The sequence below is a fragment of the Pseudomonas sp. LY-1 genome, assembly GCF_053502595.1.
The window spans coordinates 4,274,048-4,296,744 of record NZ_CP094353.1; the positions used below are offsets into that span (position 1 = coordinate 4,274,048).

Genomic DNA, 22,697 nt, shown 5'->3' on the forward strand with positions numbered 1-22,697 from the left:
GCCCCCCTTGAATGCGCGGCTCAGGCGTCGGGGTGATAAATCGAACCGTTGAGTGAGCACAGTAGCGAGCGTCCTACCCAGGGACGCCGCTGTCCCTACGCCAATCCTGCCTATTTCGGCTTTTTCCTTGCGCAAGTTTCATCAGTGGGATCAGCATGGCCCTCAATGAATAGCCGCTTGATCGAATAACGCGCCTTCACCGCCAAAGCCGAACACCGTCGTACCGAGACGGGCATCCTGCGCGTGACGATGTCGCCCGACTGCCGCCGCGCAGGGTTGGCGCAGCAAAAGCACAGCTCAGGTTTTGCGTTGATCACAAGGAGTTCTGGATGGCCGCACCAAGCAAGAAGATGAGCCTGTTGGGCCTGACCACCCTCGTAGCGATCAACATGATGGGCTCGGGGATCATCATGTTGCCGGCCAGCATGGCGCAACTGGGCGCGATTTCACTGCTGTCGTGGGTCGTCACTGCGCTCGGTTCGATGGCGATCGCCTACGGCTTCGCTCAATGCGGGCTGTTCTGTACCCGCAGCGGCGGGATGTCGGCGTATACCGAGGAGGCCCACGGCAAGTCGGGGTTTTTCCTGTGTTCATTTCTGTATTTTCTGTCGCTGATCATTGCCAATGTGGCAATTGCGATTTCGGCGGTGGGTTATTTGTCGTCGTTCATTCCGTGGCTGGGCAGCGGGCCGGGGCCGTTGTTCGTCGGCAGCCTGGCGCTGATCTGGCTGACCACCGTGGCCAACTTCGGCGGCCCGCGCATCACCGGGCGCATCGGAGTGGTCACGGTATGGGGCGTGATCATTCCAGTGGCGGGGCTCTGCGTGATCGGTTGGTTCTATTTCAAGCCCGAGGTGTTCACGGCCGCCTGGAACCCACACCAACGGCACCTGTGGGACGCCGTCAGTGCGAGTATTCCTCTGACCTTGTGGGCATTTCTTGGCATGGAGTCGGCCGCCCAGGGCTACGACGCGGTGGAGAACCCCAACCGCACCGTGCCCCTGGCCTGCCTGCTCGGCACGCTTGGGGTGGCGGTGGTGTATGTGCTGTCGACTGCGGTGATCCAGGGCATCGTGCCCAATGCCGAACTGGCCGCGTCCTCCGCACCGTTCGCACTGGTTTACGCACAGATGTTCAGCCCCTGGGTCGGCAAGCTGATCATGGCGTTGGCGGTGGTGGCCTGTATCGGCTCGTTGCTGGGCTGGCAATTCACCCTGGCGCAAACGGCCAAGATGTCGGCGGACCAACGCCTGTTTCCGCGGTTTTTCAGCCGCATCAGCGCCGCGAATGCGCCGGTGCTGGGGCTGCTGGCGTGTGCCACGCTGCAAAGCCTGATTGCCTTGTCGACCATCTCGCCCAGCGCCAGCGCGCAGTTCAGCAAACTGGTGAACCTGGCGGTGGTGACCAACCTGCTGCCCTACGTGACCGCCCTCACCGGCCTGCTGGTGATGATGTACAAGGCACACGCCAGCGCGACGGTGCAGGCGCGCAATACGTTGGTGGTGCTGGTGGCCGTGGGGTATTCGCTGTATGCGATTTATGCCTGCGGTGAAGAGGCGGTATTTGGCGCGATGCTGGTGCTGGCGTTCGGGTATCTATTGTATGGCTTCCTGGCCAAGCGGTTTGTCGGGGAACCGGCAGATTCCCCTGGCAGATGAAGATCAAAATGTGGGAGGGGGCTTGCCCCCGATTGCGCCAGTCGATACATGCATTGACTGAACCAACGCTATCGGGGGCAAGCCCCCTCCTACAGTGTTTACCGCGTTTGCCTGAACTGATTATTTACGCGCCGCCTCCCACTGCTTGAGCAGGTCGCCGTAGGCCACGGTTTCGCCTTTGGGTTTCTCGTTGGCCAGTTTCGGCTTCGGCGCGCCGGGCTGGTCGAACCAGTATTGGGCGTCACGCTCCGGGTTCATTTTCGGACCGCACACCGGTTGCACTTTGGAGCGTTCCAGGCGCGTCATGATCGCGTCTTGCTCCTTGGCCAGGTTGTCGAGCGCCTGTTGCGGGGTTTTCTCGCCGCTGGCCGCCGCCGCAATGTTGCTCCACCACAGTTGCGCCAGGCGTGGATAGTCCGGAACGTTGGTGCCGGTCGGGGTCCACTCGACCCGGGCCGGGCTGCGGTAGAACTCCACCAGGCCGCCAAGCTTCGGCGCCAGGTCGGTCATGGCCTGGGAATTGATGTCGGACTCACGGATCGGCGTCAGGCCGACGATGGTTTTCTTCAGTGACACGGTTTTCGAAGTGACGAACTGCGCGTACAGCCAGGCCGCGAGCTTCTGCTTCTCAGGCGTCGACTTGAGGAAGGTCCAGGAACCCACGTCCTGATAACCCTTCTTCATGCCCTTTTCCCAATAAGGCCCGACGGGCGACGGCGCCATACGCCATTTCGGTGTGCCGTCGGCGTTGACCACGGGCAGGCCCGGCTTGGTCATGTCGGCCGTGAACGCGGTGTACCAGAAGATCTGCTGGGCGATGTTGCCCTGGGACGGCACCGGGCCGGATTCGGAGAAGGTCATGCCGGCCGCTTCCGGCGGTGCGTAGGCTTTCATCCAGTCCACGTATTTCTGTGTGGCGAACACGGCGGCCGGGCCGTTGGTGTCGCCGCCCCGGGTCACGCTGGAGCCCACCGGGTGGCAGTCCTCGACGCGAATGCCCCACTCGTCCACCGGCAAACCGTTGGGCAAACCCTTGTCGCCACCACCGGCCATGGAGAACCAGGCATCGGTGAAGCGCCAGCCGAGGGACGGGTCTTTCTTGCCGTAGTCCATGTGCCCATAGATGCGCTTGCCGTCGATTTCCTTGACGTCCTCGCTGAAGAACTTGGCGATGTCTTCATAGGCCGACCAGTTCACCGGCACGCCGAGGTCGTAGCCGTATTTTTCCTTGAACTTGGCTTTCAGCTCCGGCCGCTCGAACCAGTCAGCGCGGAACCAGTACAGGTTGGCGAATTGCTGGTCGGGTAACTGGTAGATCTTGCCGTCCGGCGCGGTGGTGAAGGAGATACCGATAAAGTCCTTGATATCCAGGGTCGGCGAGGTGAAGTTCTTGCCTTCGTTGGCCATCAGGTCAGTGATGGATTCGGTTTTGCCGTAGCGAAAGTGCGTACCGATCAGGTCGGAATCGTTGACCCAGCCGTCATAGATGTTCTTGTCGGACTGCATCTGGGTTTGCAGCTTTTCCACCACATCGCCTTCCTGCAGCAGGTCGTGGGTCAGCTTGATACCGGTGATTTCACTGAAGGCCTTGGCCAGCACCTTGGATTCGTATTCATGGGTGGTGAGGGTTTCCGACACCACGTTGATCTTCATCCCACGGAACGGTTCGGCGGCCTTGATGAACCACTTGAGTTCCTCGAGCTGCTGGTCGGCCGTGAGGGTCGACGGCTTGAACTCGCTGCCGATCCATTTTTTCGCCGCTTCTTCATACGCATCGGCCCAGGCCGTGGCACTCAAACCGCTGAGGGCCAATACGGCGGCCAATGAAATGCTATGTCGCAGCTTATTGTTTTTATCGAACATAGAGACCTCCTGGTTGATTTCAAAAGGGACTACAAACGCCACACACCCCTTGTAGGAGCGAGCTTGCTCGCGAAAAACGCCCAGACACCGCGCACGCCCAGAAACGCCGCGTTATCGTTGACGAATTTCGCGAGCAAGCTCGCTCCTACAGGGAATAGAGGCATCCGCACTAGCCCCAACGCATCACACACAACAGCCATACAAGGGAGAGCGCGGACGCCACCCAGATGCTCCAGTCGGTTACGCCGATCACCAGCAGGTGCAGGTAGGCGCTACCGAGAAGACCGATAAACAAACGATCACCACGGGTGGTGCTGATCGGCAGAAACCCGCGCCGAGGGATACTCGGCGCGCGCAATTCCCAAGTGGTCATGCCCGCCAGAATCAGGGCGATACCGCCAAAGAACAGCGCGGTGGGGGTGGTCCAGGCCATCCATTCCATCATCGACTCCTCAGACCCGGCCCAGGGCAAAGCCCTTGGCCACGTGGTTGCGTACAAACCAGATCACCAGCATGCCGGGCAGGATGGTCAACACCCCCGCCGCCGCCAGCACGCCCCAGTCGATCCCCGACGCCGAGACGGTACGGGTCATCACCGCCGCGATGGGCTTGGCATTGACCGAAGTCAGGGTGCGCGCCAGCAGCAGTTCGACCCAGGAAAACATGAAGCAGAAAAACGCCGTCACGCCGATGCCGGAGCCGATCAATGGGATAAAAATCTTCACAAAGAACTTGGGGAAGGAGTAGCCGTCGATGTAGGCGGTTTCGTCGATTTCCTTGGGCACACCCGACATGAAGCCTTCGAGAATCCACACCGCCAATGGCACGTTGAACAGGCAGTGCGCCAGGGCCACCGCGATATGCGTGTCGAACAGGCCGATGGACGAATACAGCTGGAAAAACGGCAACAGAAACACCGCCGGCGGCGCCATGCGGTTGGTCAGCAGCCAGAAAAACAGGTGCTTGTCGCCCAGGAAGCGATAGCGCGAGAACGCATACGCCGCCGGCAGCGCCACGCTCAAGGAGATCAGCGTGTTCAGGCTCACGTAGTACAGCGAGTTGAGATAGCCGGTGTACCAACTCGGGTCAGTGAAGATCACCTTGTAGTTGGCCAGGGTGAAATCCTGCGGAAACAGCGTCAGCCCGCCGAGGATTTCGGTGTTGCTTTTGAAGGACATGTTCAGCAGCCAGTAGATCGGCACCAGCAGGAACAGAATGTAGATCAGCAGCGGTATGACTTTGCGCTTGCTCATGTTGGTGGCCTCAGCGGTTGGCGTCGGAATGGGTCATGGCGGTGTAGAACAGCCAGGACACCAACAGGATGATCAGGAAGTACACCAGGGAAAACGCCGCGGCCGGGCCCAGGTCGAATTGGCCGACAGCCATCTGGGTCAGCGTCTGGCTGAGGAACGTGGTGGCGTTACCCGGCCCGCCACCGGTCAGTACGAAGGGCTCGGTGTAGATCATGAAACTGTCCATGAAGCGCAGCATCACCGCGATCAGCAGCACACTTTTCATCTTCGGCAGCTGGATATGTCGGAAAACCGCCCAGGCCGACGCCCGATCGATACGCGCCGCCTGGTAGTACACATCTGGAATAGCGCGCAGCCCCGAGTAGCACAGCAGCGCCACCAGGGAGGTCCAGTGCCAGACATCCATCACCAGCACCGTGACCCAGGCGTCCATGGTGTTGGCCGCATAGTTGTAGCTGATGCCCATCGCATTGAGGGTAGAACCGAGCAGGCCGATATCGGCGCGACCGAAAATCTGCCAGATGGTGCCCACCACGTTCCACGGAATCAGCAACGGAATGGCGAGGATGATCAGCACCAGCGATGACCAGCGGCCCTTGGTCGGCATGGTCAGGGCGATGGCGATGCCCAGCGGGATTTCGATCAGCAGCACGCACGCCGAGTAGATGAACTGGCGCAGCAGCGAGTCGTGCAGACGCGGGTCGAGCAGCACCTGCTTGTACCAGTCGGTGCCAACGAAATAGCGGCTGGACTGGTCGAAAATGTCCTGCACCGAGTAGTTGACCACCGTCATCATCGGGATCACCGCACTGAATGCCACCAGCAGGAACACCGGCAACACCAGCCACCAGGCCTTGTTGTTCTGCACCTTGTTCATGGCCGCACCTCCAGCAGGTAATCGTCGGCGTAGAGCATCAGCCACTGCGCGGGGAAGCTGATAGAGGCTGTGCCTTCGGGCACCGGTTTGTCTTCGGCCAGGCGCACTTTCAGGGTGGCGCCGTCCAGGCTCAGGGTCAGGATCTTGTAGGTGCCGAGGTCTTCAATATGGGTGACGTCGGCTTGCAGTGCGTCAGGGTTATGCTCATCCCACACATGAATGAATTCCGGGCGGATGCCCACCTGCAAGGTCGTGTAGGGCGTGTCGGCGAGGCGTTGCTGCACGGCCTCGGACAACCGCAGATGGGTGTCGGCAAAGCGCACTCCGCCGGCCTCAGCCTGCACTTCGATCAGATTCATCCCAGGGCTGCCGATGAAATAGCCGACAAACGTATGGCTTGGCCGCTCGAACAACTCCCGCGGCGTACCGAATTGCACGATTTGCCCGCCGTACATCACCGCGATCTTGTCGGCGAAGGTCGAGGCTTCCAGTTGATCGTGGGTCACGTAGACCATGGTGATATTGAACTGCTCGTGGATCTGCTTGAGCTTGCGCCGCAGTTTCCATTTGAGGTGCGGGTCGATCACCGTCAGCGGTTCATCGAACAGGATCGCCGAGACGTCGTCACGCACCAGGCCCCGGCCCATGGAGACTTTCTGTTTTTCGTCGGCAGTGAGGTTGCGTGCCTTTTTGCTCAGCAGGCTTTGCAGGTCGAGGACTTCGGCAATTTCCTGCACCTTGCTGTGAATTTTCGCCTCGGCCATGCCCTGGTTACGCAACGGGAAAGCCAGGTTGTCGAACACCGTCATGGTGTCGTACACCACCGGGAACTGGAACACCTGGGCGATGTTGCGTTTTTCCGGGGTCAGCTCGTTGACCACTTTATGGTCGAACAGCACGTGCCCTTCGGACGGGCTGAGCAGGCCGGAGATGATATTAAGCAGGGTTGATTTGCCGCAGCCCGAAGGCCCGAGTAAGGCGTAGGCGCCGCCCTGCTCCCATACGTGGTTCATTTCCCGAATGGCGTAGTCCTCGGGACCTGTCGGCGTAGGGCTGTAGCTGTGCGCCAGGTTCTGCAAATGGATCTCGGCCATCAGGCAACCCTCGCGACACGGCGCCCGGGGGCCTGGACCAGACGGCCCTGGCCATCGAACACAAACAGTTTATGGGTGGGGATATACACACGGATCGGCGCGTCGACGTCGTACTCATGCACCCCCGGCAAGTGCAGCACCAGCAGGAAATGCTCGCTGCGCACATGCAGGAAGGTTTCCGAGCCGCTGATCTCGGCGACTTCCACGGTCACCGCCAGTTCGAGGTCGTCGTCGTTGCTGGGCACCAGGCTGATATGGCTGGGGCGCACGCCAAAGCGGAACTCGCCCTCGCCGATGGGACGCAGGTCAACATTGAGTGGGAAGTGTACGAAATTGGCGAAGCTCACTTCATTGCCGCTGATGCTGCCCGGCATCAGGTTGATCGGCGGTTCGGAAAACAACTCGGCGGCCAATACGGTCTGCGGCTGGTGATACACCTCGGCCGCCTTGCCGCTCTGGATCACCCGGCCTTCGTGGAGAATGGTGGTAGTGCCGCCGAGTGCCAGCGCTTCGTTGGGCTCGGTGGTGGCGTAAATCGCAATGGTGTGGCGGGCCTTGAACAGCTCGCGCATTTCCTGACGCAGCTCTTCGCGCAGTTTGTAGTCCAGGTTCACCAACGGCTCATCGAACAGGATCAGTTCGGCATCCTTCACCAACGCGCGGGCCATCGCCGTGCGTTGCTGCTGGCCGCCGGACAGCTCCAGCGGGTGGCGCTTGAGGAACTTCTCGATGCGCAGCATCTTCGCGGTTTCCAGCACCTTGCTCTGGATCAGCTCGTTGGACACACCGGCCTGGCGCAACGGCGAGGCGATGTTCTCGAACACGGTCATGGTCGGGTAGTTGATGAACTGTTGATACACCATCGACACGTTGCGCAGGCGCACCGGTTTAGCGGTGACATCCACGCCGTTCATCAGGATGCGGCCGCTGTCGGGCTTGTCCAGGCCGGCCATCAGGCGCATCAGGCTGGTCTTGCCGGACAGGGTGCGACCGAGCAGCACATTGAAGGAGCCGGCCTCGAAACGCAGGTTGGCATCGTCGATCCAGGTCTGGCCTTCGATGACGCGGGAGACATGTTCCAGGGTCAATGACATGACACGCCCTTTTTTATTATTGGAATGAATCTGGCCAGTGGTCACAGCGAGTTTCGTGCCAACCGCAGCAGGTGCTTGATCCACAAGGAAATGCCCTGAAAGCGAGGTTCGGGAGCGAACAAAAATGAACAATTCGGACTGAACAACTGAACACTCAGCGGGTTGACAATGAACAGTTTTGAACAACACTGTTTGAACCCGATTGACTGAACAACGCAGAACACATGTGTGGGGGGCGGTGCGACGATTCGACTTGCCCCCTCCCACATTGACCGGGTGACATCCGTTAGATTGTGCAAGACCCAAAAACAATAAAAAGAAGGTCTCCATGGCCGAACCGCTGACTCACGACACCCTCATCCAGGAGTCCTGGCGCCGCTGCCGCGCATTCGGCCTGGACCACCAGAGCCCACCCAGCTTTGACCAACTGCCCGCCGAGGGCATCAGCCAATTGCTGGAGAGCCAGCATTCCCTGGTACAGACCACCCACCAGGAAGTGTTGCCTTACTACGAGAACATCCTGAGCAACTCCAACTGCCTGATCATGCTGGCCGACAACCAGGGCCAGGTTTTGACGTCGTGGGGCACCCAGCGCTTTATCGACCCCAAGTTGGCCCGTGGTTTCAGCCCCGGCGCCAGTTGGATGGAGCGTTCCAGCGGCACCAATGCCATCGGCACCGCGCTGGCCTGTGCCCAGGCGGTGCATATCGAACACGATGAACACTTCCTCAAGGCCAACCGCTTCATGACCGGTTCGGCGGCGCCGATCTTCGACGCCCAGCGCGAAATCATCGCGGTGCTGGACGTGTCCAGCGACAGCTACCTGCCGCCCTCCCACACCCTGGGCATGGTCAAGATGATGAGCCAGACCGTGGAAAACCGGCTGATCCTCAACCTGTTTCGCGGCGAGCATTTCCAGCTGACCTTCAACACCGGGCTGAACAACCTCGACAGCCAATGGGCGGGCCTGCTGATCTTTGATGAAAGCGGCCAGGTGTTATCGGCCAACCGCCGCGCCGACAACCTGCTGGGCATCAGCCTGTCGCGGGTGATGATCGACCGTTTGTTCAAGGTGTCGATGCTGGAGTTACTGAATCAGCCGGAGGGTTTGCCGTTCTCCTTACAGGCGGCCGGCCGCAATCGTTTCCAGTGTTTATTGAAGCGGCCCAAGCAGATGCCGGTACACGCGCGGGTTTTCAGCGAACCGGCGCCGCCGCAAGCCACACCGATCAGCCTCAAGACCCTGCATTTCGGCGATGTGCGCGTGGAAAAAGCCGTGCGCCAGGCCGAGCGCCTGCTGGAAAAGGACATTCCGCTGCTGATCCACGGTGAAACCGGCGTGGGCAAAGAGGTATTCGTCAAAGCCCTGCACCAGGCCAGTTCGCGCAGCCAACAGGCATTTATCGCGGTGAACTGTGCGGCGATTCCCGCTGAGCTGGTGGAATCGGAACTGTTCGGCTACGAAAAAGGCGCCTTCACCGGCGCCAATCAAAAAGGCAGCGTCGGCCTGATCCGCAAGGCCGACAAGGGCACGCTGTTTCTCGACGAGATCGGTGATATGCCACTGCCGACCCAGGCCCGCTTGCTGCGGGTCTTACAGGAACGCTGCGTGCAACCGGTGGGCAGCAGCGAGTTGTTCCCGGTGGATTTGCGCATCATCTCCGCCACCAACCATGTACTACGCGAGCAGGTGCAGGCCGGGCGCTTCCGTGAGGATTTGTACTACCGCATTGGCGGGCTGACCCTGGAGTTGCCGCCACTGCGCGAGCGCACTGACAAGCAGGCGTTGTTCCAACAACTGTGGCAGCAACACCGCGAACCGAAGCAATGGGCCGGGCTGAGCGCCGAGGTGCTGGCGTTGTTCGAGCAGCACCCGTGGCCGGGCAATTTGCGCCAGGTCAGCAGTGTGTTGCAGGTGGCGTTGGCCATGGCCGAGGAGCAGCCGATCCGCCCGGAGCATCTGCCGGACGACTTCTTCGTCGATCTGAACGTGACGGCGCCGCTGCCCACCAGCGCGCCTCTGGAGGACAGCATTGACCTGACGCGGCGCTTGAAAGCGGCAGGCGGGAATATTTCCCACCTGGCGCGGGAACTCGGCGTGAGCCGCAACACCCTGTACAAGCGCCTGCGCCAAGGCAATGACTGAAACCCGGGCAGCAATCGACCGCTGCCCTCTCGGGCTTGAAACCGCCTTGCCCACACGCGACACTGCGCCGCTCCATCACGAGGACACCGCCGATGACCGCAACCGCCGCCACCGTTTCTGCACGGGAGGCTTATCAAGTGCTCAAGGATATGGCCCTGGAAACGCGGGTCATCAGCGCCTGCGCGGCAGCGGATGACACGGTGAGCGTGGAAACCGACGGCTGGCGGATGGTGCTGCTGACCCAAGGTGCGGTGCTGGTGGGGTGCCAGCACTGCCGCTCACCCGACGGGCGGCATGGCTCATTGGACAGTTGGCAACGCTATGGCACCAACCCAGTGGCATTGATGAGTACGTGGGAGCACGCGCAAGTCGAGCGTCTGTTGTCGGTGTCTCAGCGCCAGCTCCACGACACGCCGGTGTAGATGCCCCGACCATCCCCGGGCGTGGAGCGGGCGGCGTCCAGGCCCTTGTCGTCATAACCCGGGGTGACGGTGTTGGCGTAGCGGCGGTTGGTCAGGTTGCGCAGGTCGACCCAGGCTTGCCAGTCCTGCTGCGGGGCGTCGTAGCCGAACGTGGCGCCGAGTAAGGTATAGGCCGCCGCGTAGTAGGAATTGGCGTAATCCACCGCCACCCGCGAGGAATGCTCGGTGTTGAGGCTGGTGTAGAAACCGGTCGGATGGTTGTAGCGCAACTGTGCCTGGTAGTAGTGCTTGGGAATGCCCGGCAAGGTGTTGTCGCCGAAGCGGTCGTCGTTGCGGTAGTGGAAGTCGCTGAAGGTGTAGGCCTGGCGCAGGGCGAGCTTACCGCTGCGGCCGCCGTCCCACAGCGGGCTGAGCAGGCTCAGTTCGACACCTTGGTGAACCGTGGGGCTGGCGTTGGACTCGGCGAGGATCGCGTCGCTGGTGGGGGTCTGGGCCTGGGTTTCAACGGTGAGCAACTCGTGGCGCACTTCCGAGCGGTACAGTGCCAGGTCCCATTGGCCGAACCACGCGTCACCACGGCCGCCGACTTCCAGGGTGGTGGCGGTCTGGTTTTTCAAACTCACGCCTTCGCGTTGCAGGCCGGTGGCCGGGCCGCTGCCCGGCCCGAAGTATTTGTTGGAACCCCAGATCATCGACCAGGCATGCGGCGGCTCGACCGAGCGGCTCAGGTTGCCGTACACCTGCAATTGCGGGGTGAAGTCATAGCGCAGGCCGATGCGCGGCGCATAGTCCCAGTCATGTTGACTGAGCGGCGCCTGGCCGTCGGGATAGGTCACCTGGGTTTCGCGGCGGGTGTAGATCGCGGCCAGGCCGGTGGTCAGCCACAGGTCCGGGACCAGTTCCAGGTCGTTGCCGATATGCAGCACGGTGTCGGAGCCCAGGTAGCTGTAGTCGCGGGTCTTGGTGCCGGGGGCATAGCCTGCGGTCTTGCCGACAGGAATTCGCACGTATTCCGACGCGCCGTTGTTGGGCATCGCCTGGGTGGTGCGCAGGCCGATCGTGGTTTTACTGTCGTGACCGAACAGGGTGTCCTGGCGAATGTAGTTCAGCGTGCCGCTGATATCGGTGTAGGCGACTTTCAGGCGATTGGTGCCTTCGCGCAGGTCCATCGGGTAGTCGTGATAGGCCAGGCCGACTTCGAGCCGTGCGTTGTCGTCGAGCTGCAACGTGGTCTTGTTGGCGATCCAGGTGGAGCCCGGTTGCAGGCGTTTTGAATCGCGGGCGGCGTTGAGGCTGTTGGCGGCACGCGGATCATGGCTGATCTGGTAGCGCGTGAGCTTGCCTGGTGTGTCGTTGGTGGTTTCGCGGTAGCGCAAGTAAAAGCGCGTCTCCAGGTTCGGGTTGAAACGGTAGCCGAAGTTGGCCGCGACGCCCTTGCCCGTGCCGGCGCTCTGCTGCTGATAGCCGTCGGATTCGGAATCGGTGAGGCTGATGTAATAGTCGGCATCCCCCAGCACCTGGCCCGAACTGATCTCGCGCTGGGCGTAGCCACGGCTGCCCGCTTCGTAGCGCACTTGCAGCTTGGGCGCGTCGTAGCCGGTATGGGTCACGTAATTGACCGCCCCACCCAGGGCCAGCGCGCCCTGATCAAAGCCGTTGGCACCGCGCAGCACCTCGACGCGGCTTTGCCACAAGGGGTCCTTGAGTTCATAGGGCGTACCGCCGGGGCCCGTCAGCGGCAAGCCGTCGAGCGTCTCGTACAACCCGGAAGCATGGGCGCCGGGGCTGCGGTTGAGGCCCGAGCCACGGATCGAGAGTTTGACGCCTTCATTATTCGCCGCCTTGGCGTACACCCCAGCCTGATACTTGAACACGTCCTCGTTGGTGCTCACCCGCCCCTGTTGCACGCTGCTCATGTCGATGTAATTGGTGCCGCCGGGCACGCGCTTGAGCTTCGCCTGCGCCACTTCAGCCGCGCTGGCTTCGCTGGTGGTGACTTCGACCGGCGCCAGTTGCAGGTCTTCGGCCTGCACAAGGGAACTGAGGGTCAGGGCAGCAAAAAGCAGCGGGGGTTGGCGCAGCAACATGGGGCGGGTCCTTGGAATGCGGGGGCGTGAAGGCAAGGCCTCGCACGCGAACTGTGATGGGAAGACCGGGACGCTCGCCAGGTCACGCCTTATTCAAGGCGCAGAGCCTTCCCGACCCCTGAAAAAACTACCTGTCTCCTAGCCCGCGGCGGACGCCAGCACGCACATGAAGTCATCCGCCTCCGACCCCGCCGGAAAGCGGAACCCGTACATTTCGTCGGTCGTCAGAATGCTGTTGAGGGCGTCGCGAAATTGCGCCTCAGTCGGCGACTCCTGCAGCAGTTTGTGTGCCGGTAACAACAACTCGGCTGAGACGCCTTGCGCACTCGCGGCGTCAATCACCGCAAACAGGATAAATCGCAGGCGGATTTCGCGATCCGTGGGCCAAACCGTTTTTCGCTTACCCAAGGTAGGGCCTCATATTTAAGAAAAGTCCGAGGCTATTGCCGACAGATGGGCGTTTCAAGCAGTGCAGTGCAAGATAGGGCACTTCCTACAGAGGAAACGGAAACACCGCACTCAACGGCCCTAACGCTCACTGCACCGGCAGAAAATTCATCAGCAACAGGCTTTGCGCGTAATTGACGCCAATGCGTCGGTAGCGCTCATCGAGCATCTGGGTCAGCAGGTCGAGTCGCGCGACGATCTTGCCGAACTCAACGGCGAAACTGAGGTTACTGCCCTCCTCCGAGATCTCGTTGGAAAACAGCAGCAGCACGCCATTGGCATCCTGACGCTGGCTGAGCAGCCAGGTGGCCTTTTCGATATTGCGCGCCGCGTTGCTGACGAATTGCGGGTTGATCGTGTCAGAGATATAGAACCGGGTGCGCCCGCCATGTGCAGTCACCAGCATGCTGCCAATCGCATAGATAAACGCCCCGACCCGATCGCCGCGAAACTCGGGGCTCAAGGAGTAACTCAGGGCCGCCAGATCGCGACGATCCCCCAGGGCGGGCAGCGGTTGACGGTTTTCGATGGCCGAACGGATTTCCCGCGCCGCGCTCACCGCGTCTAGGTAACCCGACTGCCGCCACTGGTTGGGGTTGCGCAGGTACAGCTTGTTCATCAGCAGATACAGGCTTTGCAGGTTATCGCGCATGCCGAGGGTGGCCATGCGGTCGACGCTGGTCTGGAGAAACTCATCAGGCTTGCCATTGCTGAATTGCCTGGCGATATCGCGCCCCTGTTGCTGGCTGCAGGCGGTGGTGCAGAGCAGAAACACGAGGACGAGCCAGCGCGGGCGGTTCATCCATCGGCAGGTAAGAGGCGGGAACGTATGATCCATCGGCACCAGGTCTAGTTCTTATGTCCACACGCAGTATGAGTATGGCTGGGATAGAGATAGATCCGAAAAATCCGAAAAAGTGCAGGATTGGGCAACAGAACATCCGGAAGGTCATGAGAAATGCCCAGTGCATGTCAGTGGGTTTCGCAACAAAGCGACCTCAGGGCCGGTCGGCACCCGAATCAGCACAAGCGCGTAACGATCCGCAGATTCAGGCTGCCAAAACGGGAACCTCAACCTTGTAGGGCAAGCGTCGGACATAGCCTCCCGCCGACAAAGAACGCGTTATACAAACAAAAACGCCAGCTTCAGCAGAGCTGAAACTGGCCGTCAATGCGTTGCGTCTTCCGGGCTTGACCGGCGATCGTCCGCTTAGAAAATCGAGATTGGGTAATCCACGATCAGACGGGTTTCGTTGTAATCCCCTTCCGCCTGATCAGCGTTACCGCGGTGCCAGGCTTGACGCACGCGCATCGACAAGTCTTTGACCGGGCCGCTCTGCACCACGTATTTGGCTTCAAAGTTGGTTTCATGGTGCTTGCCGTCAGCACCATAACCATAGGCACGGTAGGCGCTGCCGACCGGCATGTGCGTGCCGTCGATATTGTCACCGTTGAGGTAGCGCGTCATAAAACTCAGCCCTGGCACGCCATAAGTCGCCATGTTCAAGTCATAACGGGCCTGCCAGGACTTTTCGCCTGGGCCGTTAAAGTCAGAATATTGAACCGAGTTGGCCAGGAAGATGGAGTCGGCCAGATCACCCGACTTGTTATTACCCACGGCCACATAGTCGAACGGCGTGTCGCCGTGAACCTTCTGGAACGCCAGTGTGACGGTATGAGCACTCAGGAACGAATACGCCGCCGCCAACGACCAAGTGGTGTTGTTGATGGAGCCGGCTTTGGACTGGCCGGAATCGGTGGTGCGGTAGATGTTGAAGTCCAGGTTCAATGATTGATCGGCAGTGAACGGAATCGTGTAGTTGGCATTACCGTAGTATTGATGCCAGACGTCCTTGAGGTCCGAGGCAAACACGCTCATGGACAAGTTATCGGTCAGCGTGTACTTACCGCCGAGGTAGTCAATGCTCTTGGCCGGTATGTTGGCATAACCGGCATACAATTCGTGGCTATTGTTGGTCGTGGTCGGACCGTTACTGCTGGTGAAGTGCCCGGCGTCGAAGTTCAACCCTTCAATTTCGCTGCTCAACAGGTTGAAGCCAGTCGCTGTTTGAGGCGTGGCGCGAGTACCCGCCGTGGCCAGGACCGGGTTGTTGGGCTGCAAGTTGCCATAATGCAGTTCAGTCTTGGAGAACCGTGCCTTGATCGACGCGCCTGCACTGCTGAAGTCATTCTCCGGCCGGCCGTTGCTGTCGACCGGCAAGTTGCCAGAGCCTGCATTGCCTTTGCCACCGTCCAGCTTCACGCCCCAGTATCCGTAAGCATCTACACCAAAACCGATGGTGCCTTGGGTGAAGCCGGAGGAGAAGTTGCCTTGTATCACCTGCAACCAGTCCTGTTTATCACCCGCCGAATTCTTACCGTCACGATCAAAATAAAAGTTACGAAGCAGCAGGTTCAAACTACTGCCTTCAACAAACCCCTTGGCAGTCGCCTGGTCCTCCACACCCGCGGCTGACGCTAGTTGACTAGTGGACTGAGCGGTTAATTCATTTATCTAATGGTAACGATATACTGTGCGTCCAATGTCATGGATTGGTTATGCGCATGGCCCGACCGACTTCCCCCTTCGCTTTAATGCCTTCCGATCTCATCGCCCTGCAAGGTTGGTTGCGTATGAGTACGCTGGAACAGAGCCTCGCCCAGCGAGCGCGCATCCTGCTTCTACTGGCTGACGGATTGACGCCCAAGGCCGTCAGCGAGCAGTTGCAGGTCACGCCGCCGACGGTATTCAAGTGGCGAAAACGTTATCTGGAGGCGGGAATCGAAGGGTTGAGCGATCTGCCGCGCAGCGGCCAGCCACTCAAACTTGGGCCCGATAAAATCAACGAAATCCTGACACTGACCACCCGGCGTGTACCCCAGGAAGCCACTCACTGGAGCGTCCGTTTGATGGCCAAGTATGCGCGGGTCACCACGTGGCAGGTTCGGCAGGTCTGGGCCGCTTCCGACCTCAAACCCCATCGTCTGAAGACCTTCAAAATCAGCAACGACCCTCATTTCGCCGACAAGGTAGTCGACGTGGTCGGGCTCTATCTGAACCCACCGGATAATGCCCTGGTGTTGTCGGTTGACGAGAAAACCCAGATCCAGGCGTTGGATCGCACCCAACCGATGCTCCCGCTACGCCCAGGTCAAGTTGAACGCCGGACGCATGATTACAAGCGCCATGGTACGGCGAGTCTGTACGCGGCTTTCGACATCCTAACCGGCCAAGTAATCGGACGGATTACCCAGCGCCATCGAGCCAAGGAGTTTCTGGCTTTTCTGCAACAGATTGAACGCAGCACGCCAGCCGGACTGGATCTGCATGTGATTCTAGATAACAGTTCGACCCACAAAACGGCTGCAATCAAGCAGTGGCTGGAAAAGCATCCGCGTTTCAAATTGCACTTCACACCGACCAGCGCGTCTTGGCTGAACGCCGTGGAAGGCTGGTTTGCACAACTGGAAAGACGAGCGCTATACCGGGGTGCCTTCACCAGCGTCGCCGACCTAAAAGTCGCTATCCGCCAATTTATCGAGGCTCACAATGAGCATTCAGCCAAGCCGTTCAAGTGGAATAAAACGGCTGAGGCCATCATTAGCTCGGTACATAAAGCGAAGCTGAGTGTGATAAAAAATAAATTAATGGATTAACCGCTCAAGCCACTAGCACCCAGCGAGACCGTCAGCGCCACCAAATTCCACTTAAAAGACATTGTTTGTTCCCCTGTTTTTAATAGAGCTGCCTCGTCTCTCAACGCACAGTCAGCAGGGTCTCCCCTGAAGTCAGGCGGTCAAAAGCGAAGAGTCATAAGTCGATGGCAGATGAGAAGGTTTCTAAGTCGCAACGCATTGACTGCGCAGCGCAAGGTACCGTTTTATAACGGTTTATTTTTAGTACAGGGCAGAGCCTAAGGTGAAAAACTTATAACACTTTCCCGCCGATGGAATGACCTCGTTTCCCGTGAAAGTAATTTTCCATTTCTGTAACAATTCAGGTTTATACAAGACAGCCGGACGCGTGAAATGAGCTGGACATCGATGTTTCGCATACATCTAAAGTCCCAACTGCGCGATGAAAACGGCACGCTCTGAGCCTGGATATCCGCAAAGGGCCAAACTGATTCAGGCGTTCTTGGGGCTCCCTTATCGAGAGCGGCGAATGCCGCAATATTTAAAGCAACGTTGTGCTAGCGTACCTGTAGGACGGATTACATGATGGTCTTAGACGCATGCCTCGAGGTCGATACGACTACAAGCCTCGAGGCAGGACATCACATCGCTATAGAGCCAGCCTGCAGGTATCGCAGCGCCATGGGGGTACAGAACCTGATGACACACATTGCTCCATTGCCCCCCCTTGATTTGAATCACGATCACCCACTCATAACGGCCGCGTTGTGAACGCTGAGCTACCTCATTCAGGTTCGCAGACGCCGCTTGAGGGTTTGTGCGAGGCGCAGGTGCAGCAACGTCTGGCGCAGGACGGGCCGAACGAACTCCCCGCCTCCCGCCGACGCAGCGCCTTGCGCCTGATGTGTGACGTGGTCTTCGAGCCGATGTTTCTCCTGCTGGTCGCGTGCGGCGCTTTGTATATGGTGCTGGGCGATGTCCAGGAAGCCCTGATGTTGCTGGGCTTTGTCTTCGTCGTGATGAGCATCAGCTTTGTCCAACAGCGACGCAGTGAACGCTCCCTGAATGCGTTGCGGGACCTCTCCAGCCCAAGGGCTAAAGTGCTAAGGGAAGGTAAGGAGTGCAGCGTTCCCGCGCGGGACCTGGTCGTTGGCGATGTTGTGATGCTGGCTGAAGGCGATCGCGTACCCGCTGACCTGCTACTGACAACATGCGCCAACCTATCAATTGATGAGTCCTTGCTGACCGGAGAATCCATGCCAGTCAGCAAGCTGGTCGCGCCGCAGTCTCATACACTTGGTGATCCAGCGCCGCCGCCAATGGATGCGACCCTTGCGCAGGCATTTTCAGGCACATTGGTCACGTGCGGCACCGCCCAGGGACGTGTCACCGCCACAGGCGAGCGCAGTGCGCTGGGCCGGATTGGCCAGTCACTGGCGGACATCGAGGTGGAACCCACCCCGACACAACAGCAAACGCGTCGTGTGGTCAAGCGGGTCGCTGTCATAGGCCTGGCGCTGGCGGCGGCGCTCGCTATCGCTTTCGGGCTGCTGCGCGGTGACTGGCTGCATGGGATGCTGGCGGGCCTGACGCTGGCGATGGCAATCCTACCGGAGGAGTTGCCGGTTGTACTGACGCTCTTTCTAGGCCTCGGCGCCTGGCGACTCGCCCGTGAGAAGGTGTTAGCGCGTAGCATCCCTGCCGTCGAATTGCTCGGTGCGACCACCGTCTTATGCGTCGACAAGACCGGTACGCTGACGGCTAACAGAATGACGGTCAGGCGCCTTTGGTCCGAGGAGGCTGAGTATGAAGTCGCCAGAGACGGTACTGACGGCGGCATGCCTTTGCAGGAGGCACTCCATGGTGTGCTTGAGTACGCGGTTCTCGCCAGCCACCGCCGTGCTTTCGACCCGATGGAGTCGGCCATCGGCGAGACCGGGCAGAGCCTGCTGGCGCTCACCGAGCACCTTCACGCCGACTGGACGCTGATCGACGACTATCCCTTGTCACCCCAGATGCTGGCAATGTCGCGGGTCTGGCAATCGCCGAATCAACGAGAGCGACTCATTGCCGCAAAGGGAGCGCCCGAGGCAATCGTCGATTTGTGCCATATGGATCCCGTTCGCAGCGCGCGTATTGCGGCTCAGGTGCTGGCGATGGCGGCAGACGGGCTTCGCGTTCTCGGCGTCGCACAGGCGACCTTCGCCGCCGAGGTATTGCCCGGTTTACAGCACGACTTCGACTTCAGGTTTCTAGGATTGGTCGGGCTCGAAGATCCGATTCGTCCAGATGTGCCGCAGGCTATTGCCGAGTGCCGGGCCGCAGGCATCCGTGTGGTGATGATGACGGGCGACCACCCGGCCACAGCGATGTCGGTCGCCAGGCAGGCCGGGCTGGGCACCGATGCGCCGGTGATCACGGGAACCGAACTGTCCACGCTGAACGATTCTGAGCTGGCCGCACGATTGATCACCACGCAGATCTTCTGCCGTGTTCAGCCAGAGCAGAAACTGCGCCTGGTACGCGCGTTCCGTACACAGGGTGATGTCGTCGCCATGACCGGCGACGGTGTCAACGACGCGCCTGCGCTGAAGGCAGCCGATATTGGCGTTGCGATGGGCGCGCGTGGCACCGAGGTCGCACGCGAGGCGGCCGCGCTGGTTTTGCTCAATGATGATTTCGAGTCGTTGGTGACCGCCGTGCGCTATGGCCGCCGCATTTTCGCCAACTTGCGCAAGGCGATTGTGTTTGTGGTGGCCGTACACGTGCCGATCGTCGGCCTATCGATGCTTCCAGTGCTTTTCGGCTGGCCGATGGTGCTGATGCCGGCGCACATTTTGTTCTTGCAACTGATCATCGACCCCGCCTGCTCGGTCGTGTTCGAGGCCGAACCGCTTGAGCCGGATGCGATGAAGGCTCCTCCACGTCGAAAGGAGCAACGGTTGTTCGACAGCGCAGTGATGATACGCGGCCTCTGCCAGGGCATTGGCTTACTGATACTGCTTCTCGCGACGTATGCGGGTATGAGGTTCTTTGCGCCGGTTGCGTCTGAGCGAGATGAGCTTGCGAGAACACTGACCTTCGTCGTCCTGGCGCTGGCCAACCTCGCCCTGATCCATACCAATAAGTCATGGGGCCGCACGCGCTGGGTGGGGCCTGGCGCGTTTGGCACCCAGCTCAGTTGGATCGCTTTCGCAACGTTGGCCATGTTGGCGATAGCGCTGTTTTTTCCGCCGGTTACCCAGCTGTTCTCATTCGTGACACCCGCGCCAGTACTGCTACTTTTCGCATTTGGCATCGTCGCGCTGAGCGTAATGTGGTTCGAAGTCGTGAAATGGCTAATACGAATGAGGAGCGGGCATAGCGACTGAGCGAAGCCTTTCGTGCTGATCCCCGAGTTCGCCAGGGGCTGCACATGTCGCAACCCAGGCGAGGTTTGTTCAGCAGCTAATCGCTTAGATTGGCTCCCAGCTTTGGAAAAGCAAACCGGATCAGCAGCGCAACATCGGGTGCTTCGCCCGTGAGAGTAATCTCCGCCCCTCGAACATTATCGGGTAACGCGGCGAGTGGACTCGTCACGTTGGCGAACCTCTTACTCGGGTCAACGCCTTCATAAAAGGTGTACGTCAGGATTCGAACCCTGGAATCGCCAGTAACGTTCACCGGCTTCCAGGAATCCAAAGTAACTTTTTAAAACAATACGTTAGATTCTAATAATTACCGCACCAAGGCACTTTTGAATGCGTTGGAGCCCGCGCCGATCATGGGGCGCATAAGGTGGCGGAAATCATTCCGCCCTCCCCCGCGTGCTGCCGATCGAACACTATCGCCAATAGTCGTAGTGAAACATCCGGGGGCCGCTGATAATCTGCGACCACGTTCGCCAGCCGTTTAGGGATGGAGGCGAAAATAGAAGCCCTGGAGCCGCGAACCTCCGGGGCTTTGCTTTTTTGGCGCAGGCTGACACCCAACTCTTCTGGGCATTTTTTCCTTTGGCCCTAAATTGTTCAGGGCGCTGGGCGAAATCCCTTTCAGTACCGACATGGCCGAAATCGGAATGGTTGTGATGTGCCTCGATCTTTCCCGATAGACACGTTCGATTGCCCCCGCCGGATTGTTTGGCTGTCATGGATTTGGTGTGTTTGTGCATTGGCGTAGCCGTGAAGCAAGCCTACGATCAGCCCCTGAGGCAGCCGACCTAGCGATTGCTCATGATCGCGTTTAGCGCGGATACAATAACGCCCGCGTGGCGGCGGGCGTTTGGCATAGATCGTCGAAGCGTTATCGCCTTAATCGAAGGCGCCGTTGAGGACTTCGTAGATTAGGCCGGAAGCAATTGCGACCAGTATCAAGTCCGTGCCTGCCTGCTGCCATTCGTAGCCGTCGTAATGTGGAAGTCTGCCCAGCAATCGACCATCAAGTTTCTTGGCGATGCCTGGAGGAAGAGGCTTCCCTCTGGCGAGGTTCTTTTGTATTCCGGGTGGCAGTGAAGGGCCTGGGCTCCAGTAGTCACGGTAGCCGCCGAGCACTCCCAATACGCTGCCCCGGTCAATGCTTGGTCCGCGAGACCAATCGTCTCCGCTGGGACCTTTCCCCTTATTACCCTGGTTGCCATGACCCTGACCACCTTGTGAGTTGCCTTTTCCATTGCCTTGACCTTTCCCATTGCCAGGGTCTGCGAGTGCAGCCACCGAGCCAACGGCCAAAGTAAGGCAGATAGCAGCTACAAGCGTGCGTGATCTAAACATGACTGTCTTCTCCGGAAGGGAATGCTCCCTGAAATGTAGACGGTATTGAAGGTTTTAGTTCCGTAATACCCATCCCACTCGCTGCATCCGTTAACGGAGCGTGGCACCCAACGATAACCGCCGATTAGGCACCCTCCAGGTTAAAAAACTGCGGGATCAGGTGCTGCTTTCGATTTCACCAATCGTCGATGCCTTACACCCAGCACTGCCAAACACGTACATACATTCCCCTTGTATTTGATAGCTTAAAGCCATCAAGTGGCATGCCTCATGCGCAGAGCCACCTTGGACAAGACGTGGACGTCTGGCAATCATCACTCATTGGTGAATTGTTTCTATCAGGGAAGAGGATCTGAAGCGGGTGACCGCCACCCCATCCTCCATAGCCAAATGCTCAGGCATGCACGCGCGCCTATGGCTGACCCTGCCCGACCAAAGCGTTAAGCATTGGTGCCTTCCCAGGAATCTGTTTTGCGACCAACAGTCGTTGCCCAGGAGCACCCTCAGGAAATGGATTCCGGAAACCATTCAATAGACGGGGCGAACTCCGAAAAGCCAAACGAGTAGGAACTTAAATATGGAGATTTATAGTATGTCAGCTCAAGAAAACTACGTTGGTGTTGGCGGATGGACTGCTTACCACGAACTGACTCCAAAGGACCACGCTGTATTCAAAGAAGCCTTGGAAGGCTTTGTGGGGGTGCAATACACCCCTGAGACGGTTGCGACCCAGGTCGTCGCCGGCACAAACTATCGCTATCACGCCAAAGCACAGCAGCCTGGTTCGCCAGCAATCTGGGCAGCAATCGTAGAAATCTACGCCCCCCTCAAAGGTAAGCCGCACATCACCCAGATCATCCGCATCTAAGCGCGCTTAACACCCTTCGGGTCACGCGAGGATTGCGGGACTCGAAGGCTGATCGCGCGCCCTTGCTTGTGCTGCGCTTCTGGCTTCTCCCTCCCCTGGAGCCGCAAGCATGACGATTGATGCCCTCCCCGACCTGAATGCGTATCCCACCCCTGAGCGGGCGTTTCGCTATCTGCGACTTATTGCGAGGTGGCCGAGGTTCGTGGGTGCGATGAAGGCTACGTGCCGGACCTCTTCCCCGCCCAGCATTACGATGACTACCTGATCCTGAACATCGACCTGAAGCCAGGCCGGATCAAGAACTGGAGGAAGCCGGTCGCCACCGACATCGAAAAGATGATCGAGGCGAACCAGGAAAACTGATCAACCAGCGCGGTGTATCGGATATCGCTCAGCCCTCTGTGATGACAGCAGGGTGGTTGCCTTGCCCCTGGCCTTAGCGGATTTTGTCGCGGCGTAGACGGGCAACACTCGAAGGGATTCAAGCGACATCCGATGCGGACG

General features: G+C 59.4%; 18 protein-coding genes. 7 read left to right on the plus strand and 11 right to left on the minus strand.

All coding sequences use genetic code 11. From position 1 onward, the window contains the following. The first annotated feature begins 329 nt into the window (after window positions 1-329). Entirely contained in the window at window positions 330-1,658 is a 1,329-nt protein-coding gene (gene potE, locus MOQ67_RS19400) for a putrescine-ornithine antiporter (protein ID WP_046487170.1), read from the plus strand. 120 nt (window positions 1,659-1,778) lie between these two features. Here potE and MOQ67_RS19405 read toward each other — a convergent pair whose 3' ends face one another. The 6 genes from MOQ67_RS19405 to MOQ67_RS19430 all read right to left on the minus strand — a co-directional run bounded on the left by MOQ67_RS19405 (window position 1,779) and on the right by MOQ67_RS19430 (window position 7,839). Next, window positions 1,779-3,521, minus strand: a complete 1,743-nt coding sequence (locus MOQ67_RS19405) for an ABC transporter substrate-binding protein (protein WP_046487167.1) — start codon at window positions 3,519-3,521, stop codon at window positions 1,779-1,781. Between the two features lie 169 nt (window positions 3,522-3,690). After that, entirely contained in the window at window positions 3,691-3,963 is a 273-nt protein-coding gene (locus MOQ67_RS19410; RefSeq protein ID WP_010567825.1) for a DUF2160 domain-containing protein, read from the minus strand. 10 nt (window positions 3,964-3,973) lie between these two features. Continuing rightward, window positions 3,974-4,774, minus strand: a complete 801-nt coding sequence (locus tag MOQ67_RS19415) for a carbohydrate ABC transporter permease (RefSeq protein WP_017846707.1) — start codon at window positions 4,772-4,774, stop codon at window positions 3,974-3,976. 10 nt (window positions 4,775-4,784) lie between these two features. Next, the gene (locus MOQ67_RS19420) at window positions 4,785-5,651 is read right to left on the minus strand and encodes a carbohydrate ABC transporter permease (protein ID WP_046487164.1); all 867 of its coding nucleotides are present in this window, start codon (window positions 5,649-5,651) and stop codon (window positions 4,785-4,787) included. Then, window positions 5,648-6,745 carry an ABC transporter ATP-binding protein gene (locus tag MOQ67_RS19425; protein WP_046383020.1) on the minus strand — a complete coding sequence of 366 codons (1,098 nt, stop codon included), beginning with the start codon at window positions 6,743-6,745 and terminating at the stop codon, window positions 5,648-5,650. The genes MOQ67_RS19420 and MOQ67_RS19425 overlap by 4 nt, the downstream gene beginning before the upstream one ends. Beyond that, entirely contained in the window at window positions 6,745-7,839 is a 1,095-nt protein-coding gene (locus tag MOQ67_RS19430; RefSeq protein WP_102618745.1) for an ABC transporter ATP-binding protein, read from the minus strand. Before MOQ67_RS19430 ends, MOQ67_RS19425 begins: the two co-directional genes overlap by 1 nt. Before the next feature lie 328 nt (window positions 7,840-8,167). On the opposite strand from MOQ67_RS19430, the gene MOQ67_RS19435 reads away from it, so the two are divergent. Further along, on the plus strand, window positions 8,168-9,985 hold the full coding sequence (locus MOQ67_RS19435; RefSeq protein ID WP_198718426.1) for a sigma-54-dependent Fis family transcriptional regulator: 1,818 nt from the start codon (window positions 8,168-8,170) through the stop codon (window positions 9,983-9,985). A gap of 92 nt (window positions 9,986-10,077) precedes the next feature. Then, entirely contained in the window at window positions 10,078-10,407 is a 330-nt protein-coding gene (locus MOQ67_RS19440; RefSeq protein ID WP_046383018.1) for a DUF7693 family protein, read from the plus strand. Here MOQ67_RS19440 and MOQ67_RS19445 read toward each other — a convergent pair. The 4 genes from MOQ67_RS19445 to MOQ67_RS19460 form a co-directional block, all read right to left on the minus strand. Continuing rightward, window positions 10,377-12,494: a TonB-dependent receptor family protein gene (locus MOQ67_RS19445; protein ID WP_198718425.1), complete on the minus strand. Its 2,118-nt coding sequence runs from the start codon at window positions 12,492-12,494 to the stop codon at window positions 10,377-10,379. The genes MOQ67_RS19440 and MOQ67_RS19445 overlap by 31 nt on opposite strands. 138 nt (window positions 12,495-12,632) lie before the next feature. Beyond that, entirely contained in the window at window positions 12,633-12,902 is a 270-nt protein-coding gene (locus tag MOQ67_RS19450) for a hypothetical protein (protein ID WP_198718424.1), read from the minus strand. A gap of 127 nt (window positions 12,903-13,029) precedes the next feature. Beyond that, entirely contained in the window at window positions 13,030-13,743 is a 714-nt protein-coding gene (locus tag MOQ67_RS19455) for a hypothetical protein (RefSeq protein ID WP_017846714.1), read from the minus strand. 408 nt (window positions 13,744-14,151) lie between these two features. Continuing rightward, complete coding sequence (locus MOQ67_RS19460) at window positions 14,152-15,456, minus strand: OprD family porin (RefSeq protein ID WP_448675951.1); 1,305 nt, start codon at window positions 15,454-15,456, stop codon at window positions 14,152-14,154. A gap of 50 nt (window positions 15,457-15,506) precedes the next feature. Here MOQ67_RS19460 and MOQ67_RS19465 point away from each other — a divergent pair, with 50 nt between their 5' ends. Together MOQ67_RS19465 and MOQ67_RS19470 are read left to right on the plus strand one after the other, a co-directional pair. Next, window positions 15,507-16,598, plus strand: a complete 1,092-nt coding sequence (locus tag MOQ67_RS19465; RefSeq protein ID WP_034114923.1) for an IS630 family transposase — start codon at window positions 15,507-15,509, stop codon at window positions 16,596-16,598. A 746-nt stretch (window positions 16,599-17,344) separates the two neighbouring features. Continuing rightward, entirely contained in the window at window positions 17,345-19,948 is a 2,604-nt protein-coding gene (locus MOQ67_RS19470) for a cation-translocating P-type ATPase (protein ID WP_307847777.1), read from the plus strand. A gap of 918 nt (window positions 19,949-20,866) precedes the next feature. On the opposite strand, the gene MOQ67_RS19475 is transcribed toward MOQ67_RS19470, so the two are convergent. Next, window positions 20,867-21,325, minus strand: a complete 459-nt coding sequence (locus MOQ67_RS19475) for an anti-virulence regulator CigR family protein (RefSeq protein ID WP_198718542.1) — start codon at window positions 21,323-21,325, stop codon at window positions 20,867-20,869. A 592-nt stretch (window positions 21,326-21,917) separates the two neighbouring features. Here MOQ67_RS19475 and MOQ67_RS19480 point away from each other — a divergent pair. Together MOQ67_RS19480 and MOQ67_RS19485 are read left to right on the plus strand one after the other, a co-directional pair. Beyond that, window positions 21,918-22,193 carry a hypothetical protein gene (locus MOQ67_RS19480; protein WP_046385245.1) on the plus strand — a complete coding sequence of 92 codons (276 nt, stop codon included), beginning with the start codon at window positions 21,918-21,920 and terminating at the stop codon, window positions 22,191-22,193. A 222-nt stretch (window positions 22,194-22,415) separates the two neighbouring features. After that, window positions 22,416-22,556, plus strand: a complete 141-nt coding sequence (locus MOQ67_RS19485) for a hypothetical protein (RefSeq protein ID WP_198718543.1) — start codon at window positions 22,416-22,418, stop codon at window positions 22,554-22,556. The last annotated feature ends 141 nt before the right edge of the window (window positions 22,557-22,697 follow it).

Bases quoted from the DNA above. Each gene is read 5' to 3' on its own strand.
- potE (WP_046487170.1), top strand. From the start codon at position 330: ATGGCCGCACCAAGCAAGAAGATGAGCCTGTTGGGCCTGACCACCCTC.
- MOQ67_RS19405 (WP_046487167.1), bottom strand. From the start codon at position 3,521: ATGTTCGATAAAAACAATAAGCTGCGACATAGCATTTCATTGGCCGCC.
- MOQ67_RS19410 (WP_010567825.1), bottom strand. From the start codon at position 3,963: ATGGAATGGATGGCCTGGACCACCCCCACCGCGCTGTTCTTTGGCGGT.
- MOQ67_RS19415 (WP_017846707.1), bottom strand. From the start codon at position 4,774: ATGAGCAAGCGCAAAGTCATACCGCTGCTGATCTACATTCTGTTCCTG.
- MOQ67_RS19420 (WP_046487164.1), bottom strand. From the start codon at position 5,651: ATGAACAAGGTGCAGAACAACAAGGCCTGGTGGCTGGTGTTGCCGGTG.
- MOQ67_RS19425 (WP_046383020.1), bottom strand. From the start codon at position 6,745: ATGGCCGAGATCCATTTGCAGAACCTGGCGCACAGCTACAGCCCTACG.
- MOQ67_RS19430 (WP_102618745.1), bottom strand. From the start codon at position 7,839: ATGTCATTGACCCTGGAACATGTCTCCCGCGTCATCGAAGGCCAGACC.
- MOQ67_RS19435 (WP_198718426.1), top strand. From the start codon at position 8,168: ATGGCCGAACCGCTGACTCACGACACCCTCATCCAGGAGTCCTGGCGC.
- MOQ67_RS19440 (WP_046383018.1), top strand. From the start codon at position 10,078: ATGACCGCAACCGCCGCCACCGTTTCTGCACGGGAGGCTTATCAAGTG.
- MOQ67_RS19445 (WP_198718425.1), bottom strand. From the start codon at position 12,494: ATGTTGCTGCGCCAACCCCCGCTGCTTTTTGCTGCCCTGACCCTCAGT.
- MOQ67_RS19455 (WP_017846714.1), bottom strand. From the start codon at position 13,743: ATGAACCGCCCGCGCTGGCTCGTCCTCGTGTTTCTGCTCTGCACCACC.
- MOQ67_RS19465 (WP_034114923.1), top strand. From the start codon at position 15,507: ATGGCCCGACCGACTTCCCCCTTCGCTTTAATGCCTTCCGATCTCATC.
- MOQ67_RS19475 (WP_198718542.1), bottom strand. From the start codon at position 21,325: ATGTTTAGATCACGCACGCTTGTAGCTGCTATCTGCCTTACTTTGGCC.
- MOQ67_RS19480 (WP_046385245.1), top strand. From the start codon at position 21,918: ATGTCAGCTCAAGAAAACTACGTTGGTGTTGGCGGATGGACTGCTTAC.